Source organism: Methanoregula sp. (assembly GCF_028712425.1).
Lineage (GTDB): Archaea > Halobacteriota > Methanomicrobia > Methanomicrobiales > Methanospirillaceae > Methanoregula.
Window position 1 is genome coordinate 167,209 of record NZ_JAQTQD010000003.1, and the last position, 16,596, is coordinate 183,804.

Here is a 16,596-nt window from a genome sequence, read left to right on the forward strand (position 1 = left end):
TCATCCCTGGTTGCGGGTGGCGAGGACAAGGGTTTTGTCATCGTCGCTCCGTGCGCTGACATCGTCGCGGAGGAGGAAGCGCCTCAGCTGCCCGGCAAAGTCCGTAAATCCGCTCGCCGGGTCGTTTTTCAGCGCAAGGAAGAGCGGCTGGAAGAACCCGGCATGCGCCTTCTTCTGGGCAAAGGAGAGGGCGAGGTTCTGGAGGCCGTCGGTGAAGAGGGCGACTTCCTCCGGTGTGGAACCGGCATGCAGGACGTTCAGGCGTTCCAGGTACGCCTCGTCCGTGATAAAGAAGGTGGTGTTGGCGTACTCGCCCTGCTCGGGCCAGAAGATAGTCTGGAACTCCTCCCCCTCGCGGACCACGATGGCCCCGTCGCCGATCTGGAAGAAGAGTGCGTGCCCGTTGCCGGCTATGGCTCCAAGGAACGTGCAAGCATAGTCCCGCACCTTCCTGCCATTCCCTTCGGCCTCCGCCGCGATGGCGTCCCGGGACAACGTGATCCACTGGCGGACGATCTCGTCGGTGATATGGGAGATATCACCGTCCTGCCGCAGGCAGTCGATGATGGACGCATACATGGTCTCGCAGGCGATCTCTGCTCCCCTGCCACCGTTCGTTGTGCTGCCGGCGCCATCGGCAACAAGGCCGATGAAGAACTCGTCATCCGCGATCCGGATGGACCCGGCCCGGCAGTTATCCTGCCCGGGCTCACCACGGTTTGCGTGGGAACTTCCCGTAACGGAGGATGTGGCTACCTTCCAGCTCATATCTCGCTCCAGCCGAGCGGGGGAGCCAGCTGGATGCGGTCCCCGGGGTTGGAGCGGGACGCGGACTTCATGGAATTGGAGAGCCACTGGAAGAACTCGCGGAACTTCAGGCCCTGGAGTTTCACGGGCTCGCGGACCGAGATCTGTTTTAAGACCTTCATGTCCGCCTTGTTAACGCCGATCGTGAAGAAGGCAAAGCTTTTGGAGGCTTCGCCCTCGCGGACGAGGCTTGCTGCGCTCTGCCATTCGTCGGTCGGTGCGCCGTCCGTGATCAGGAAGATCCACGGGCGGTAGAACGAGATGCCGTTTGCCCGGTACTGCTCTTTCCGGGCACGGATCAGCTCGATCCCTTTCCGGATCGCCTCGCCGATCGGCGTGTCGCCTTCGGCTACGAGCTCCGGGTCGAAGATGCATTCCGCAGTATTGAATTCAGAGATGACCTGCACCGGGCCAAACGTCATCAGGGCGACCTCGACCCGCTTAATCGCAAGGGAGTCGCTCTGCAGTTCGGCATAGAATGATTTGATGCCGGCATTGAGTTCGGCAATCGCCTCGCCGGCCATCGATCCCGAGGTGTCGAGCAGCAGGAGGCAGGGGCAGCGGGGTTCCGGGTTCTCCGCAAACGTCACCGCCGCCATCGGCTGCTGGTCCAGGTACATATTGTCGCTCATATCGTCTCACCAAAAATACTGGATGTATTGAAGGATGGTTTCGTAGTGCTTAGTTGGATTTTTAACGTTTTATTAACTGTCATGGCAGTAAGGCAGAAGGGAAGGCCTGCCCGGGAAAAATGGATCTGGCAGACGCTGCCGTGGATCTCTGCCCGAAGTGACCCGGGGATGCCTCTCCTTTTAGTGCCGGGCCGGCCCCCCTGCCCCCGTTACAGCACCAATCTTTAAACCATTTCAGGAAGTATTGATGGTAAAAGCAGGATGACTGGTGAATGGATTTTTTTTTCTTTGATGATCTCGGGAAGAGGCCCTACCTGGTCCCTGCCCTCATCGCCATCAGTTCCGTTGTGTCGATTCTCCTGAACATTTTCGGGCTCACTGTCGGCATCTCCTTTGTATTCCCCCACCTGTTGTACCTTCCCATCATCCTGACCGCCTATTATTACCCAAAGCGCGGGATTCTCTTTACCGTTGGCCTTTCCCTGTGCTATTGCGCACTGGCGTTCGCGGTCGTCACACCGACAAACGCGGAAATGGCCTCTGCGATTGCACGCTCGGCGGTCTTCGTCATCATCGCCGCGGTTGTCTCGAATATCAGCGGCCGGATGCATCACGATACCCAGATGTGCCGGCGCCTGGTCTCGGTGGTACGATCCTCGGGAGATGCCATCATCAGCGAGACGTTCGAAGGTACCGTCACGGACTGGAACAGCGGCGCTGAAACGCTCTACGGGTATACCTCGCAGGAGATGGGAGGGCACTCGTTATTCAGGATCATTCCTCCGGATCGACAGGAGGAAAAACGTCATCTGATGGAGCGGATCCGGCAGGGAGAGGTTGTTGAGCGCTTCGAGACCGGACGGATCACAAAAGACGGCACGCACATCCAGATCTCCCTTTCCTTATCGCCGATCCGGAATAACCGGGGAGATGTTGTCGGGATCTCGGAGATCGCCCACGATATCACCGAACGGCAGCGACTGCAAAAGGCGATCCTGCACGAGAAGGAACAATGGGAACTTACGTTCGATGCCGTCCCGGATATGATCGCGATCATCGACAACCAGTTCCGGATCACCCGCGTGAACCGGGCAATGGCCGACCGCCTGGGCGTCACACCGGCAGAGGCGGTCGGGCTCCGGTGCCATGATGTGGTCCACCATACCTCGGTTCCCCATGGACTCTGCCCGCACCGGCTCCTTCTCAAAGATGGCCATAGCCATTCGGTCGATATCCATGAAGAGAACCTAAAAGGAGATTTCTTCCTGACCATTTCACCCATCCGCGATCCTGACGGTACGATTGCCGGGAGTGTCCACATCCTCCATGATATCACGGATCGGAAAAAGATGGAAACAGCGCTCCGCAAGAGCGAGGAACGGTACCGCACCGTGATCGAGAATATCCAGGATGTTTTCTTCCGGGTCAGCAGGGAGAATACTATCGTGATGGCAAGCCCCTCAGCAGTGAATGTATTCGGGTACGGATCGGTACAGGACCTGATCGGATTGCCAATAACGACCCTGTGGAAAGACCCGCAGAAACGCGAAGAGCTCCTCGATGCATTGAAGGCGCGAAACGGTACTGTGCAGGACTGGGAGGCGGAATTTAAAAAATCCGATGGTTCTGCGTTCTGGGTATCCCTTACGGTCCGGTTGCAGACGGACGAAGTGGGGGGATATGCCGGGATCGAGGGAATAATCCGGGACATCTCGAAACGGAAGAAAGCAGAGGAGGCCTTAAAAAGTGCCCTCAAAAAACTGAACATGCTCTCCTCCATCACCCGCCATGACATCCTCAACCAGATCATGGGACTCCGGGCATTCCTGGAACTCTCGAAAGAGGACCTCAAAGGCACGAAGTACGAGACGTTTATTGCAAAGGAGGAGCAGGCGGCAGAGGCCATCCAGCGGCAGATCGAGTTCACGAAATACTATGAGGATATCGGGGTCAATGAACCCCGGTGGCAGGATGTCGGGGCCGTCATGAACGAGGCCCTCACCCAGCTCCGCCCGGCTGGTGTCGATGTGCAGGTAGCGGTAGATGGTATCGAGATCTTCGCCGATCCGCTGATCGTCAAGGTCTTCTTCAACCTCATGGAGAACTCGCTCCGGCACGGGGAGCGGGTAACCACCGCGCAATTCTCCGCAGAGGAACGGGGAGAAGAGCTTGTGATCATCTACCGGGACAATGGGGTGGGCGTGAGCGAGGCCGACAAGCAGAAACTCTTCCGGAAAGGGTTCGGGAAGCACACCGGCCTTGGGCTCTTCCTCTCCCGCGAGATCCTTGCGATCACCGGTATCTCCATTGTGGAGAACGGTGAGCCGGGGAAGGGCGTGCGGTTCGAGATTGTGGTACCGGACGGGGCGTGGCGGAAGACCGGCCTGTAACCGGGACCGGCCTGCCTGAAGGTGGGCCGGCGTTATCCCCATCATGACCGAATCGCTGGTCTCGGAATGGATGCAGGACTGGGGCAACCCGAAGGCCATGGAGCTGGTCCGGGACGTGTACTCGCAGTACGGGTACATGATCGGGCTGCAGGAGGGCAGGCAAGGAGTCTCCCGGGAAAAAGGCGTTATTCCCCTTCGTCGAGGCTGAAGATCTCTTCGACGGGGACATTGAAGAGCCGGGCAATCCGGAACGCGACCTCAATGGACGGGTTGTACTTCTCCCGCTCGATGGAGTTGATCGTCCTGCGGGTGACGTGCAGGAGCTCGGCAAGCTCCTCCTGCGTCATGTCGTGCATGGCCCGGTAGACCTTGATTTTGTTCTTCATCGCTCGCTATTCCTCATATTTCCGGGTATAGTAATAAGAAAATGCCGCATAGAGGGTGGTGAGGAGGAGGACAATGAAGCCCATGCCGATCCCGAATACCAGGGGGAATTCACGGGCCTGGTGGCCGTTCTTGAAGAGCAGGTCAAGGCCCCAGAAATCCACCCCGGTCATGTTCGCCGGGTCGGGGATGAGGTAGTAATTCCAGGTATCTCCCTGCCTGAACGGCGCCTCCGTTGCGAATCCGACGTTCACCGAGCCGTTCGGGAACGTATGGAAGCCTCCCCCGTATCCGGAGCTGAAGTACCAGGTCATGGCCCCCGCGTACAGGATTGCGGCAACAATGATGGTCACGATGAGGGCATTGAGGGCTGCCTTGCCGTAGATCGTGTCGGACAGGTCATCGCTCATCACGTCCGTTACTTTCCGTTTTGCGAACCATACGACTGCAATTCCGGCGAGGATGAGCAACGCCGGGATGACCGGATTGCCCGTGGTTATCGCGATCCCGATACACAGGATCTCGGCCGCGATGACGCAGCCAACCACCGCATAATATGTCTTCATTCTCATGATCTCACAATGTAACATATGTTTCTCATTTAGATAAAAACATTTCTCATATTGGGAATAATAATTCTCATATGCGGGGAATCCGGCCAGGGCAGAGGTACCCACCCCACCCTTTGTCCCGGCCCGGAACCGGTGCAAGGGTCCCCCCCTCCCTTTGGGTGACCCCTACCCACCCCCCATTGCATGGGAGGGGTCCTGTGTTGCGGGTTGGGAAATGGCAGGGTGGGGGTGGGTCTTGTTGTGGGAGGGGTGGGTCCCCCCTACGGAACCGGCACACATGGGGTCTCATCCTCCTGACCTGATGGTCAGTCGGAAATCGAAGAATTGCTACGCAATTCCTCTCCTCCTCGTGGTCTGATGACCACTCGGAATCGAAATGGTGAGGGTCGAAGACCCGAACCATGAGAAGAACGCGAAGCGTTCTTCGAAGACCTGCGTTTTTCTCCTCCTCCTGGCCTGATGACCACTCGGACTTTTCAAAAATTGCAAGGTGGCGGCACCCTTTTGATATCTCCGGCAAGGGTTTTAGTAGGGAATTAAGGGGATTTTCCTGTTGGAAACCAATTCGGTTCCGGGGGGAATATCCCAACAGACACGAATGGTGGCGCTGGTTGATGAAGAAAGGGAGCGGGGGAAAGGGAGATTCTGGCCGGACGGGCCTTACCCGGATGATCTGCCCGCCTTGCCCTCCTGTCAGATGAACTGAAGGGAAATGGTCCCTGCGACATGGATTTTTGAAAAATCCCCTGAAGAGATGATCCTATGACACAAGAGACACGGAAGAATCCCGATACCTGCGATGCGAACTGCACCGAGAACTGCGAGACCTGCCCGTCAAAGAAGACCGCAGGAGCGCCCAAAGGCCTGCCCCCGAAAGCAAAGATCGACGTGAAGCACGTCATCCTCGTGCTGAGCGGGAAAGGAGGGGTGGGCAAGTCCACCGTATCCGTCAACCTGGCATTTGCCCTGGCGAACCGCGGGAAGAAGACCGGCATCCTCGATCTCGACTTCCATGGCCCGAACATCCCCAAGATGCTGGGGATCGAGGACCAGCGGCCGGCGGTCACCGCGACTTCGATTGAACCGGTCCACGTAACCGGCAACCTCTCGGCCCTTTCGATGGCCTTCCTGCTGCCGGACACGAGCACGCCGGTGACCTGGCGCGGCCCGATGAAGATGGCGGCCATCCGGCAGTTCCTTTCTGGAGTGCACTGGGGGGCGCTTGACTATCTCGTGGTCGATCTCCCGCCCGGCACGGGCGACGAGGCGCTCACGATTGCCCAGCTTGCCCCGAACGTCCGCGGGGCCGTGATCGTCACAACCCCGCAGGACGTTTCGGTGATGGATGCGATGCGGGCCGCAAAGTTCATCGAGAAACTGGACCTGCCGGTCCTCGGTGTTATCGAGAATATGAGCGGGATGGTCTGCCCCCACTGCGGGGGTTTTGTCGATCTCTTCTCCACCGGTGGCGGGAAGAAAGCGGCAGAAGACCTCGGCGTTCCGTTCCTCGGGGTTATCCCCCTCGACCCGGCCATGGTAAAAGCCGGTGACGAGGGGCGGCCATTCCTCATGAAGCATGCTGACTCTCCCACCTGGAAGGCCGTGGATGCCGTGATGGAGCGGCTGGTCCGGGAGATCGATGCACCGAAGGCATAGGTCCGGCCTGCCGCTCCCGGGGCTTCTCCTCCTCCCGGTCAGATGACCTGTCGGAAATCGAAGAATTGCTGCGCAATTCTTCTCCTCCTCCTGGCTTGATAGCCAGTCGGACTTTTCAAAAAATGCAAGATAGCGGCACCCTTTTAATATCTCCGGCAAGGTTTTTAGTAGAGTAATAAGGGGATTTTCCTGTCAGAAACCTATTCTGTTCCGGCGGGAAGATCCCAATAGACACACCTGGTGGCGCTGGCAGATGAAGAATGGGAGCGGGAGAAAAGGAGATGCGGACCGGCCGGGCCCGGCCCGGTGCCGTACAGCCGGGGCTTGTGAACCCGCCGGTACTGCGGAAACCATCAACAATGCCTCCGACCGGCAGACGATGTCTCCTCATGCGGCGCGCAGTAGCGAGTCCTGGTTCCGCATGGTTGCAGACTTTGCCTCTGACTGGGAGTACTGGATCAATCCTGAAGGCAGGTTCCTCTATATCTCGCCCTCCGCGGAGACGATCCTCCGGCGGCCTGTCAGCGGGTATACTGAAATCGCGGCGCTCCTCCGCGAGGTTGTCCACCCGGATGACCTGCCCGCCCGCCTTGCCCACCTGTCAGATGAACTGAAGGGGAATGGGCCCTCCGATATGGACTTCCGGATCGTGTGGCCTGACGGGGAGGTTCGGTGGATCAACCATGTCTGCCGCCCGGTCTACAACGGCACGGGAACATTTCTCGGGATAAGGGGATCAAACCGCGATGTTACATTACGCCATGCTGCGGAAGATGCCCTGGAACTGAGCAACAAACGGCTGGCGGAGGTCCTGGAGAGCATCCAGGACGATTTTTACGTACTTGACCGGGACTGGGTCTTTGTTTTTGCCAACAGTAAGTTCACCTCGCGGATTGGCAAAAGACCGGAAGATTTCATCGGCAGGTGCATCTGGGAGCTGTTCCCGAAACATCTCGGGACGATCTATGAAGGCAACCTGCGGGCAGCGATGGAACAACGGGAGACCCGCCGGTTCGAGATCCCCGGGCAATATACCGATGCCTGGTACAGCATGAAGGCCTTCCCCTCGGCCGAAGGAGTCACGGTCCTGGGATCGGATATCACCAAACGCAGGAAGACTGAGGAGGCGCTCAAAGAAAGCGAGGAGAAGTACCGGACCATTGTCGAGACCATGACCGAAGGGATCTGGATCGTGGATGCCGACCGGCGGACCACCTATGTGAACCGGCAGATGGCGGCGATGCTCGGGTACAGTCCCGGGGAGATGCTCGGAAAGTCGTACCGCGGCTGCGTTGACGATGAGTCGGCCGCCATATCGGACACGGTGACTGAAGAGCGGAAGAGGGGCATCAGAGGGTCCATTGAATTCCGGTTGCGGAAGAAGGATGGCACACCCCTCTGGGCATTTGTCAACTCCCAGCCCCTGTTCGACAGTGACGGGAATTTTGCCGGTTCGCTCTCTTTGCTCTCGGATATCACGACCCGGAAAAAGACCGAAGATGCCCTGCGTCAGATAGAGGCGGAGCGTGCGGTTGCCATAGCCGTTGAGAGGGAACGCAGGCGGCTCTATGAGGTCCTGGAAGCACTCCCGGTGTATGTCTGCCTGCTCGATGAGGATTACCGCATGCCGTTTGCCAACCGGTACTTCCGGGAGAATTTCCGCGAACCTGCAGGGAGACGGTGTCACGAGTTCCTTTTCAACCGTGACACACCGTGTGAGAACTGCGAGACCTATAAGGTAATGAAGACCCGCGCCCCCCATCACTGGTTCTGGACAGGCCCCAACGGCCGCGACTACGACATCTACGATTATCCATTCACCGATTCCGAAGGGTCCCTGATGATCCTCGAGATGGGAATAGACATCACCGACCGGAAGAGGGCCGAGGAGGAGCGGGCGATTCTCGCGTCCATTGTGGAACACTCCGAGGATGCCATCATCGGTAAATCGCTTACCGGCATCATCCTGAGCTGGAACGCCGGTGCCGCGAAGATGTACGGGTATTCTGCGGAAGAGGCAATCGGCCGGCATGTGTCGATGCTGTTACCCCTGGAAAGGGAATATGACCTCAGTGATATCCTGGAACCGATCCGGCAGGGAGTGCCGGTCATCCAGCGTGACTCGGTCCGGATGAAAAAAGACGGCCAGCTGATCCATGTCTCTCTTACCATCTCCCCGATTAAAGACCGGAACGGCATGCTGATTGGTGCTTCCACGATCGCCCGGGACATCTCCGAGCGGAAGAAGGTCGAGGATACGATCGAGAAGGCCAATGCGTATAACCGGAGCCTGATCGAGGCTAGCCTCGACCCGCTGGTCACCATTGCCCCGAACGGTACGATCAGCGACGTCAATGAAGCAACAATCCGGGTCACCGGGTGTTCACGCGACGAACTGATCGGGACCGACTTCTCGAATTATTTCACCGAGCCTGCGAAAGCAAAGGCCGGCTACACGAAGGCCTTCCGCGACGGCCTTGTCACGGACTATGCACTGGAGATCCGGCACCGTGACGGGAGCGTGACTCCGGTCCTCTATAACGCATCAGTCTATCGCGATGCTCTCGGGAATGTCATCGGTGTCTTTGCCTCGGCCCGGGACATCACCGAACGGATGAAGGCCGAGGAGGCACTCGGGAGGGCCAATGCGTATAACCGGAGCCTGATCGAGACGAGCCTCGACCCGCTGGTCACCATTGCCCCGAACGGTACGATCAGCGATGTCAACGAAGCAACGATCCGGGTCACCGGGTATTCGCGGGACGAACTGATCGGGACCGACTTCTCGAACTACTTCACGGAGCCTGCCCGGGCAAAGGCAGGATACGAGACGGTATTCCGGTACGGGTCCGTGACCGGTTACGAGCTGGAGATCCGGCACCGTGACGGGAGAGTGACCCCGGTCCTCTACAATGCATCGGTCTATCGTGATGCTCTCGGGAATGTCATCGGTGTCTTTGCCTCGGCCCGGGACATCACCGATCGGAAGACTGCTGAAAAGGAGCTCCGCAAAGCACACGATCTTCTGGAGAAACGGGTGAAAGAGCGGACGCAGGAACTGGTGGAGTCCAATGCCCTGCTCAAAGAAGAGATCTCCCAGCGCAGGGGTGCGGAATCCCTGGTGAAGAAGACCGTGTCCGAACTGCATGCAGCCATCGAGTCAACCGCGGACGGGATCTATGTCGTGGACCGGACCGGGCATGTTATCCGGTACAACCAGAATTTTGCCTCCATGTGGCAGGTCCCCCAGGAACTCCTTGCGAGCGGAAAGGACAAAACAGTGTCGGGATACCTCCGGACGCTTGTAAAAAATCCTGACCTGTTCCGGGAGAGCGACGACCATTCCCCTCCCAAGGACCGCGAAACCTACGACATGCTGGAACTCAAAGACGGCAGGGTCTTCGAGCGGTATTCCAAGCCCCAGAAGATGGACCAGTCGATCATCGGCCGGGTCCTGAGCTACCGGGATGTCACGGACCGGAAGCGTTCCGAGGAGAAGATCCTTGCATCATTGCAGGAAAAGGAGATCCTCATCCGTGAGATACACCACCGGGTCAAGAACAACCTCCAGATCATATCAGGCCTTCTTGACATGACGCGGATGAGGACAAAAGACGGGGCAACAACCGAGATCCTGACCGACATGATGATGAAGATCAAGACCATGGCCCAGATCCACACGCGGCTGTATGAGAGCAAACAGGTGGACAAGATCAATATGGGGGGCCAGATCCGCGACCAGGTGGCGGACATCTCGAATATCTACCGGCGGTCCGGCCCCGATATTACCTGCCATGTGGATGCAGAGGACCTCAACCTCCCGGTCGACCAGGCCATCCCCTGTGCCCTGGTGGTCAATGAAGCCCTGTCCAATTCCTTCAAGCACGCGTTCAAAGGGCGCAGGAGCGGGACCATCCTGATCACGGCCCGTCTTGATAACGGGATGATCCACATCCGCATCCAGGATGACGGTATCGGCATTCCTGAAGATGTCGATATCGACCGGGCAACAAGTCTTGGGCTGAAACTGATCCGGAACCTGGTGCAGCAGTTGCGGGGTACCTTGACGATAGAACACCTGTTACCGGGTACTGCGATGAATGTCAGTTTCCCGCTTGGAGTGGAGTGAATGCATATGTCAAAAATACTTGTGGTTGACGATGAAGCGATCATTACCATGCAGCTCGAGGAGCGGCTGCATGCAATGGGGTATACGGTTATCGGCATGGCGGCATCCGGGGAGGACGCCATCGAAAAGGCACGCCGGCTCTCCCCGGACCTTATCCTGATGGATATCGTGATGCCCGGGAAACTCAATGGCATCGAAGCGGCAAAAGTCATTGCCGATGAACTCTCAATCCCGGTAGTTTTTGTTACCTCCTATGCAGACGATACGATTATCGAGAAGGCAAAGCAGGTCGGGCCGTACGGGTACATTGTCAAGCCCTTCAATGAACTGGAGATCAAGGCCGCGATCGAGGTGGCGCTCTTCCGGAAAGCTACCGAACAGGAACTCCGGAAGGCCCTCCACGCTCCTGCAGGGAAGGGTATCCGCAGGACCGGAAGCGAAGAGGGCGAAGAAGGCGGTGCGGAATATGTCGATCTTCCGGAGATCAAGACGGTCCTCTTAAAAGACATCTTTACCGATATCGTCCTCTTCCTGTATGCCGATCCGACCTTAAAAGAACCGATATTCAAATTCGCCATCGAGGCCGGCCTGAAGAAAGGCGGCCGTAACTTCTTTGCCTATCACCATTCCGTGCTGCAGAAGTATTTTTTGAAAGAGATCCAGCATGAAGCGCTCTTCACCCGACGGATAAAGAAGGGCGAGGTGTATCTCCTGCCGGGAATTCTGGAAAAGTGCACGGCATCGTTACCCGGGGATCCGCTGGCAGGGACACTTCAGGTGCTTTTGGATTTCTCGGAAACAGATGAGTTCCCCGATATCCTCGCGGTAAAAGACCTCGTCCTGGCAAAAAAAGCCCGGAACATTGCCGTGTCCGGCATCATCGCTGTGAACATGGCCGATATCGATCACCATAAGATCAAGCAGCTCTCTGACGGTATTGCAAAGATCATCATCTCTACGGGAAAAGAGACCACCCTCTCTTTTGCCCACCGCACATTCCCGTCCGAATCCGTAACCGTTGTCACGCAGGCAACCATCGATGACGTAGTGAAAAAATCGCTGGAGCCCGTGGTGCTCTCGCTCCTGAACAAGCCCATATCCGGCTACGATATCGTCCACGAGATCCACAACCGGTACAATGTCCTCATCCCCCAGGCCCGGATCTACACGTATCTCTATGACCTCGAAAAGGACGGACACCTTGTCATGAGGACTTCCGGGAAATCGAAACTCTATACCCCGACAGAGACCGGGAAAAAGTATATCGATAACCGCCTCGCCGAGTTCAAGTTCGTGTTCCGGCATATCCTCGGGGAGGGTACGACGAGTATCCCGACGGCTGAGAAGAAGTGAGGGCAGGGGAAGACACTCAGCGCCCTAAGAACCCTTCGGGTTCTTCTCCTCCCCGTCTGCTGACTGGGCGGACTTCTCCTCTCCGGGGTCGGAGGGGTTTGTTAAAACCCCGACGAGGAGAAGAATCCATACGGATTCTTCGACTTCCTGCCGAACCTTTCGGAACTCGAAGAACGCTGATGCGTTCTTCTCCTCCTCAAGGTGCTGATGCACCTTTCGGACCCCTCAGATTTTGTAACAAATCCTGAAACTTCAGCCAACCTATATTGGCAGGGCCAAATAAGGATGATGCGTGGGTATCATGTTACTCACAACATGGGTAAATGCCATTCCACCAGGGAAATAACCCTTATCGATCCCTGATGACGGCCTCTCGCCAGGGGAGATCGGGTGTCAGGGAGCCTCATGCACGCACACCAGGAATCTGGATGGGAAATCGCTTAGTCCAGTGAGAGTATCAGTCAGTTCCCTGACAGCAGGCAACCCTGTCAGGGAACATCCAAAAGCCTCATCACACTCAAGAAGGTGATCCCCGATGAACTATGATAATCCAGATAACCGCTCTTCCTTTGATCCGCCTGTCCGCATGACAACCGATGGCAGGCACATTTCCCTTAGCATCGCTCTTCCCGGAGTATTGGAAGAGCAGATCCGGATCGATCTGGAAAACACGACGTTCACGTTGTCTGTCATGGATGGAGGAAACGTCGTGACAAAGGACATCCACGTCCCCCGGGGGACCCGGCTCTGCAAAAAGAAGTTTGCGGACAGCGTACTGGACATATCCCTGGAAAAGCCGGACGCGTAATTCCGGAACGCCGGAATGTCAACTGCCTCTTACCGGGGCTTGTGTTTTTGCATTTTTTGTCTCAAAACCCGGGTTTTACAAAAGGGAATATCATTCTGCCTCGTTAATCCGAAACCGGGTGATTATTGTTTTCTTTCCCGGATTGTCCCATGGACATATCGTAATCGGGGATCCTCTTGACCGGGTTCTGCGTCATTTCTACGGGGAGAACGGTAGTCCCACCCGGGATTTTCCGACAGGGCACCTGCCATATGCCGGGGGATGTTCCGCACACAGTTGTCACCGGTGTATCAATCAGGACTGCCCATATGCGGATTTCCTCCACCAGTATGTGGTCTGCCCGAGGTGTGATTAAGAATGGTGGAGCAGTGTCGATGACTGGCCGGAGAGCTGAAATGGATGATATTGAAAAACTGAAAAAAGAACTCGAAGAGCAGACCCGGCAGGCTGAAGACCGCCTCACGCAGCTCCGGTACCTCCAGGCGGATTTTGACAATTTCCGTAAATGGTACGAGAAAGAGAAGGAGGTGATCACGGCCCTCGCAAACGAGAACCTGATTAACGACCTTCTCGTGATCCTCGATGATTTGGAACGGGCGCTCCCTGAAATTGAGCTGGAGAAGAACAAAGAGGGGATTGTAATGGTGTACAAAAAACTCAAAAAAATCCTTTCTGATTACGGGCTCGAACCGATTGACTGCGTTGGCAAAAAATTCGATCCCCGTTTTCACGAGGCGCTCTGCAAGGAGCAGTGCAACGCGAGGACGGGGACCGTGCTCGAAGAGCTCGGGAAGGGATACCAGCTGAAATCCAAGGTCATCCGGCCTTCGAGAGTAAAGATTGCTGAACAGGTGACAGGAGAAATGAGTGAGTAACTATGGGCAAAGAGAAAATTATCGGAATCGACCTGGGAACATCGAACAGCGAGGCTGCCGTGATGGTCGGGGGAAAGCCGACGATCATCCCCTCCGCGGAGGGTGCAACAGTAGCCGGAAAGATGTTCCCGTCGTATGTAGCGTTTACTGCTGACGGCCAGCTGCTGGTCGGGGAACCCGCGCGACGGCAGGCCGTCACCAATCCGGACGGTACGGTAACTGCGGCCAAGCGGAAAATGGGAACCGCTCATGCGTATAAGATTTTCAATAAGGAATACACCCCCCAGCAGGTTTCAGCGTTCCTTCTCCAGAAGATCAAGAGGGATGCAGAGGCATTCCTTGGTGAGAAGATATCAAAAGCAGTCATCACGGTACCGGCCTACTTCAACGATAACCAGCGGACCGCGACAAAGGACGCAGGGAAGATCGCCGGTCTCGATGTGGTCAGGCTCGTCAACGAACCTACGGCTGCCTCGATGGCTTACGGTCTCGACCGTGGCGGGGAATACAAGATCCTTGTCTTTGATCTCGGCGGGGGAACCCTCGACGTGACCATCATGGAGTTTGGCGGAGGGACGTTCACGGTCCTCGCCACGTCCGGTGACACCCAGCTCGGCGGCACGGATATGGACAATGCCATTTACGAATGGATTGCCGCCGAGTTTAAGAAGGCGGAGGGGATCGATCTCCGGACCGACAAGATGGCCATCAACCGGGTGAAGGAAGCAGCGGAAAAGGCAAAGATCGAACTGTCGACGGTCCTGGAGACCGAGATCAACCTGCCCTATGTGTCCGCAACACAGGCCGGGCCAAAACACCTGTCCATGAAGCTGAGCCGGGCAAAACTCGAGCAGCTGATCGAACCGATCATCAGGCGCTGTATCCAGCCGTTCGAACAGGCCCTCAAGGATGCGAACCTGACCAAGAATGATATCCAGAAAGTGATCCTTGTCGGGGGACCGACACGGATGCCGGTTGTCCAGAAGTTCATCGAGGACCATGTTGGCAGGAAAGCAGAACGCGGGATCGATCCGATGGAATGCGTTGCCATGGGGGCCGCGATCCAGGGGGCAATCCTGAGTGGCGAGGTTACGGACATGGTGCTGCTCGATGTGACCCCGCTGACCCTTGGCCTGGAAACCCTCGGGGGCGTACGGACAGCGCTCATCGACCGCAATACCACCATCCCGGCCAGGAAAAGCCAGGTATTCTCAACTGCTGCCGATATGCAGACCTCGGTTACCATCCATGTGCTCCAGGGAGAGCGCCCGATGGCTGCCGACAACGTGAGTCTTGGCCAGTTCAACCTTGTCGGGCTGCCCCCGGCGCCACGCGGCATCCCGCAGATCGAGGTCACGTTTGATATCGATGCCTCCGGGATCCTCAACGTGTCTGCAAAGGATCTCGGTACCGGAAAAGAGCAGAAGATGACCATCACCGCTTCAACAAAACTTGCAGATGCCGATGTGAAGAAGATGGTCAGTGATGCCAAACAGTACGAGGAGCAGGACAAGGCAAGAAAGGAAGAAGTGGAGATCCGCAACAGTGCAGATTCCCTCGTCTACATGGCGGAAAAGACAAAAACCGATCTGGCAGACAAACTGAACCCGGAGATGGTTGACCGCCTGAACGGGGCAATTACCGGCGTGAAGGCAGCGCTGGAAGGCAAAGATGCCGGACAAATAAAAACCGAGACGGAAAAACTCCAGAAGGTCCTTGGGGAAGCAGGTACCGCCGCTTACCAGCAGACAGCCCAGCGCCAGGCACAAGCGGCCGGACCCCAGACCGCTACCGCTGGCGGGGATTTTACCGGGAATGCCGCCGGGCCGGGCGGAGAGAATGTTGTGGACGCGGATTTCAAGGTACATGACGAGAAATAACCTTTTTTCCCGCACCTATGACAAAGGCCGACTATTATGAAACGCTTGGCGTAAAGCGGGATGCATCACCGGATGAGCTGAAAAAAGCATTCCGGCACCTGGCCCGGAAATACCACCCTGACCTGAACAAAGGCAGTAAGGAAGCGGAAGAAAAATTCAAGGATATCAACGAGGCCTACCAGATCCTGAGCGACCAGAAGAAGAAAGCCCAGTACGACCAGGTGGGACATGTGGAGTTCAGCCCCGGCGATACAGCGGATTACAGACCGCCCAGTTACGACGACCTGTTCCGGGACTTCGGCCTTGGCGATATCTTCGATGCCTTCTCCGGAAGAGGACGCAAAGTCAGGCAGCGGGCAGGTGCCGATCTCCGGTACGATATCACGATTACCCTGACCGATGCGTTCTATGGCACAAAAAATACCGTGGCCATCCCGCATTATTACGAATGCAGTACCTGCCACGGCACCGGTGCGGAACCAGGATCCCTCCGGAACTGCCCGGGATGTAAAGGAACCGGGGAGATCCGTCGCACCCAGAAGATGGGTGGCCGCCAGGTGATGAACATCGCCCAGTGTCCGGAATGTGGCGGGACCGGGAAACAGATCCAAAAACCCTGCGGGAGCTGCCAGGGTCAGGGAAGCCGGCAGAAGACGCGGAGGATAGAAGTCACGATCCCCCGGGGCGTTGCCGACGGCCAGTTCCTCCGGATTGCCGGAGAGGGCGAGCCCGGCGAAAACCATGGCCCGCCCGGGGACCTGTATGTGGTTGTTCACGTGAGCCCGCACGAGCGTTTTGAACGGCAGGGATCAGACCTCTCCACGAATGCCATTGTCGGCCTTGCAACTGCCTTGTTCGGGGGAGAGATCACGATCCCGACACTCACCGGCAGTGCCCTCTTAACGATCCCCCGCGGCACCCAGAGCCCGACCCTCTTCCGGCTCCGGGGGCAGGGGATGCCCTTCCTGAACTCCGATACCCGGGGCGATCTCCTGGTTAAAGTAACGGTGCGGATCCCCACGGCCCGGACAAAAAAGCAGGAAAACCTGATGAAAGAAGCGCTGGTGGGGTGACGACCCTGCCAACCGCAGTGGTGACGTAACGAAAAAC

Annotated in this window: 14 protein-coding genes; 9 read left to right on the forward strand and 5 right to left on the reverse strand. The window is 57.1% G+C overall.

Translation table 11 applies throughout. The annotated features are described in order from the left end of the window. Both PHF39_RS02750 and PHF39_RS02755 read right to left on the reverse strand, forming a co-directional pair. Positions 1-768, reverse strand: coding sequence for a PP2C family serine/threonine-protein phosphatase (locus PHF39_RS02750; RefSeq protein WP_300219926.1), 768 nt, complete (start codon positions 766-768; stop codon positions 1-3). Then, positions 765-1,439, reverse strand: coding sequence for a VWA domain-containing protein (locus PHF39_RS02755; RefSeq protein ID WP_300219928.1), 675 nt, complete (start codon positions 1,437-1,439; stop codon positions 765-767). The genes PHF39_RS02750 and PHF39_RS02755 overlap by 4 nt, the downstream gene beginning before the upstream one ends. Positions 1,440-1,711: 272 nt before the next feature. Here PHF39_RS02755 and PHF39_RS02760 point away from each other — a divergent pair, with 272 nt between their 5' ends. Further along, positions 1,712-3,829, forward strand: a complete 2,118-nt coding sequence (locus tag PHF39_RS02760; RefSeq protein WP_300219930.1) for a PAS domain-containing sensor histidine kinase — start codon at positions 1,712-1,714, stop codon at positions 3,827-3,829. 43 nt (positions 3,830-3,872) lie between these two features. After that, complete coding sequence (locus PHF39_RS02765; RefSeq protein ID WP_300219932.1) at positions 3,873-4,037, forward strand: hypothetical protein; 165 nt, start codon at positions 3,873-3,875, stop codon at positions 4,035-4,037. On the opposite strand, the gene PHF39_RS02770 is transcribed toward PHF39_RS02765, so the two are convergent. Both PHF39_RS02770 and PHF39_RS02775 read right to left on the reverse strand, forming a co-directional pair. After that, positions 4,015-4,215: a helix-turn-helix transcriptional regulator gene (locus PHF39_RS02770; RefSeq protein WP_015286748.1), complete on the reverse strand. Its 201-nt coding sequence runs from the start codon at positions 4,213-4,215 to the stop codon at positions 4,015-4,017. The two genes, PHF39_RS02765 and PHF39_RS02770, sit on opposite strands and share 23 nt — an antisense overlap. A gap of 6 nt (positions 4,216-4,221) precedes the next feature. Further along, positions 4,222-4,785 carry a DUF2178 domain-containing protein gene (locus PHF39_RS02775; RefSeq protein WP_300219935.1) on the reverse strand — a complete coding sequence of 188 codons (564 nt, stop codon included), beginning with the start codon at positions 4,783-4,785 and terminating at the stop codon, positions 4,222-4,224. Positions 4,786-5,547: 762 nt separating this feature from the next. On the opposite strand from PHF39_RS02775, the gene PHF39_RS02780 reads away from it, so the two are divergent. From PHF39_RS02780 to PHF39_RS02790, 3 genes are all read left to right on the forward strand, one after another. Next, a complete protein-coding gene (locus PHF39_RS02780) occupies positions 5,548-6,441 on the forward strand; it encodes an Mrp/NBP35 family ATP-binding protein (RefSeq protein WP_300219937.1) in 894 nt (297 codons plus the stop codon). Positions 6,442-6,694: 253 nt separating this feature from the next. Continuing rightward, positions 6,695-10,570, forward strand: a complete 3,876-nt coding sequence (locus PHF39_RS02785) for a PAS domain S-box protein (protein WP_300219939.1) — start codon at positions 6,695-6,697, stop codon at positions 10,568-10,570. A 6-nt stretch (positions 10,571-10,576) separates the two neighbouring features. Next, a complete protein-coding gene (locus PHF39_RS02790) occupies positions 10,577-11,923 on the forward strand; it encodes a response regulator (RefSeq protein WP_300219941.1) in 1,347 nt (448 codons plus the stop codon). Between the two features lie 24 nt (positions 11,924-11,947). Here PHF39_RS02790 and PHF39_RS02795 read toward each other — a convergent pair whose 3' ends face one another. Beyond that, entirely contained in the window at positions 11,948-12,136 is a 189-nt protein-coding gene (locus PHF39_RS02795; RefSeq protein WP_300219943.1) for a hypothetical protein, read from the reverse strand. A gap of 322 nt (positions 12,137-12,458) precedes the next feature. Here PHF39_RS02795 and PHF39_RS02800 point away from each other — a divergent pair, with 322 nt between their 5' ends. The 4 genes from PHF39_RS02800 (at position 12,459) to dnaJ (ending at position 16,559) form a co-directional block, all read left to right on the forward strand. After that, positions 12,459-12,731 carry a hypothetical protein gene (locus PHF39_RS02800; RefSeq protein ID WP_300219945.1) on the forward strand — a complete coding sequence of 91 codons (273 nt, stop codon included), beginning with the start codon at positions 12,459-12,461 and terminating at the stop codon, positions 12,729-12,731. A 395-nt stretch (positions 12,732-13,126) separates the two neighbouring features. Continuing rightward, entirely contained in the window at positions 13,127-13,606 is a 480-nt protein-coding gene (locus PHF39_RS02805) for a nucleotide exchange factor GrpE (protein ID WP_300219947.1), read from the forward strand. Between the two features lie 2 nt (positions 13,607-13,608). Then, positions 13,609-15,486 carry a molecular chaperone DnaK gene (dnaK, locus tag PHF39_RS02810; protein WP_300219949.1) on the forward strand — a complete coding sequence of 626 codons (1,878 nt, stop codon included), beginning with the start codon at positions 13,609-13,611 and terminating at the stop codon, positions 15,484-15,486. Between the two features lie 17 nt (positions 15,487-15,503). Further along, positions 15,504-16,559 (forward strand): molecular chaperone DnaJ, encoded by a 1,056-nt coding sequence (gene dnaJ / locus PHF39_RS02815; protein ID WP_300219951.1) that lies wholly within the window; start codon positions 15,504-15,506, stop codon positions 16,557-16,559. Positions 16,560-16,596 lie beyond the last annotated feature (37 nt).

Excerpts from the sequence above, each read along its gene's own strand:
- PHF39_RS02800 (WP_300219945.1), top strand. The coding sequence starts at position 12,459 with ATGAACTATGATAATCCAGATAACCGCTCTTCCTTTGATCCGCCTGTC.
- PHF39_RS02760 (WP_300219930.1), top strand. The coding sequence starts at position 1,712 with ATGGATTTTTTTTTCTTTGATGATCTCGGGAAGAGGCCCTACCTGGTC.
- PHF39_RS02805 (WP_300219947.1), top strand. The coding sequence starts at position 13,127 with ATGGATGATATTGAAAAACTGAAAAAAGAACTCGAAGAGCAGACCCGG.
- PHF39_RS02785 (WP_300219939.1), top strand. The coding sequence starts at position 6,695 with ATGAAGAATGGGAGCGGGAGAAAAGGAGATGCGGACCGGCCGGGCCCG.
- PHF39_RS02780 (WP_300219937.1), top strand. The coding sequence starts at position 5,548 with ATGACACAAGAGACACGGAAGAATCCCGATACCTGCGATGCGAACTGC.
- PHF39_RS02755 (WP_300219928.1), bottom strand. The coding sequence starts at position 1,439 with ATGAGCGACAATATGTACCTGGACCAGCAGCCGATGGCGGCGGTGACG.
- dnaJ (WP_300219951.1), top strand. The coding sequence starts at position 15,504 with ATGACAAAGGCCGACTATTATGAAACGCTTGGCGTAAAGCGGGATGCA.
- dnaK (WP_300219949.1), top strand. The coding sequence starts at position 13,609 with ATGGGCAAAGAGAAAATTATCGGAATCGACCTGGGAACATCGAACAGC.
- PHF39_RS02750 (WP_300219926.1), bottom strand. The coding sequence starts at position 768 with ATGAGCTGGAAGGTAGCCACATCCTCCGTTACGGGAAGTTCCCACGCA.
- PHF39_RS02775 (WP_300219935.1), bottom strand. The coding sequence starts at position 4,785 with ATGAGAATGAAGACATATTATGCGGTGGTTGGCTGCGTCATCGCGGCC.
- PHF39_RS02770 (WP_015286748.1), bottom strand. The coding sequence starts at position 4,215 with ATGAAGAACAAAATCAAGGTCTACCGGGCCATGCACGACATGACGCAG.
- PHF39_RS02790 (WP_300219941.1), top strand. The coding sequence starts at position 10,577 with ATGTCAAAAATACTTGTGGTTGACGATGAAGCGATCATTACCATGCAG.
- PHF39_RS02765 (WP_300219932.1), top strand. The coding sequence starts at position 3,873 with ATGACCGAATCGCTGGTCTCGGAATGGATGCAGGACTGGGGCAACCCG.